Origin of the sequence: Roseburia sp. AM59-24XD, assembly GCF_003478445.1 — a bacterium.
Taxonomy (GTDB): Bacteria; Bacillota; Clostridia; order Lachnospirales; family Lachnospiraceae; genus Jutongia.
On record NZ_QUET01000074.1, the window covers coordinates 1 to 1,226 of the forward strand.

The 1,226-nt window shown below is 45.1% G+C and carries 2 protein-coding genes; one reads left to right on the plus strand and one right to left on the minus strand.

Annotation, left to right across the window (positions count from 1 at the left end; genetic code table 11):
- Positions 1 to 131: 131 nt before the first annotated feature.
- The gene (locus DXA20_RS15930; protein WP_243100720.1) at positions 132 to 698 is read right to left on the minus strand and encodes a biotin transporter BioY; all 567 of its coding nucleotides are present in this window, start codon (positions 696 to 698) and stop codon (positions 132 to 134) included.
- 327 nt (positions 699 to 1,025) lie between these two features.
- Between DXA20_RS15930 and DXA20_RS16530 the strand changes: the two genes are divergently transcribed.
- Positions 1,026 to 1,226: hypothetical protein (locus tag DXA20_RS16530; protein ID WP_207664231.1), on the plus strand; the 201-nt coding region annotated here is incomplete at its 3' end.

Below are 1,226 nucleotides of genomic sequence, written 5' to 3' on the forward strand. Positions count from 1 at the left end.
AGCCACAGCCTATCAGTCTGTGCACGTCAACTATTGAAACCGCCGTGTACCGAACGGTACGCACGGTGGTGTGAGAGGACGGCGGTTAGTCACCGCCTCCTACTCGATTCCCCTATAAGTTATTTGACGATCTACTCCTGTGACTGGTCTGTAATTACCTTACGGAATGCAGGCACGATCTGGGCAGCAACAACTGCTTTGACCAGATCTAAAATAATAAAGGAGAAAAAACCTGCTGCCCATGCGGTAGCCCAAGGCATGTTGTTCATGAATTTGAGCCAGACCATACCGAACAGATCGACAAATACAACGGATGCCACAGATACAATGGTGAAACGGATACGGTTATATTTTGCTCCACGAAGCAGTGGTACAAGGATTGCAACGAGGATAAACGAGAAGGTATATCCGCCAAGAGGTCCCATGAGATAACCGATACCGGCATTACCGCCGATGAATACCGGAACTCCTACGGCACCCAGGAGAAGCCATACAATACTGATCAGAAGTGACTGCTCCAGTGGAAATACAAGAGCGATCAGAGTGATCACAAAATTCAGGAATGTAACGTGATATCCTGTGAGTGGAAGCGGTACACTGATATAGGCTGAGATGCAAAGGATTGCCGCAAACATTGCCATCAGTGCCAGACGCTGTGTTGTGAATTTTTTGCCGGTAACGGCTGCTGTTTTGTTCATAAGTAACCTCTTTTCTTTTGTTTTATTTTCGAATCCAAGTATAACGGACAAAAAACACATTGTCAACCGTAAAATAAAAATGGTTGACGATAAAAGAAAAGGTGATTATTGACTAAGACTTCCCATACCAAGGATGGAAATTTGCCCATAATATTTCTTATGTCCGGTTATTTAGAAATCATATTTTGCCTGCCAATATATTAAAAATCCGTGCACTATGACTAAAAAATTGTCTTGTCACTTACGGATTTCGAAAAATCTGATTGCTTTGCTGCTTTGATCTTCGATAAATGCATCCTGCCGTACTCGCCCCAAGGTGGGAATCAGATGTTTCGAAAGGCACTTGCACCCGCCGGTACTTACGCCCCGGATTTTGCAAATGATATAGATACTCCATTGAATATCCGGGGCGTATGTACCGCTGCGTGGTGCAGTGGTAGCGGGAGCGTGCCGTCCGAAATAGCTGAGCCCACCTATGGGGCTCAGTCGTGCGGATGCGTATTTATCAAAGCATTGCAAAGCAAAGAT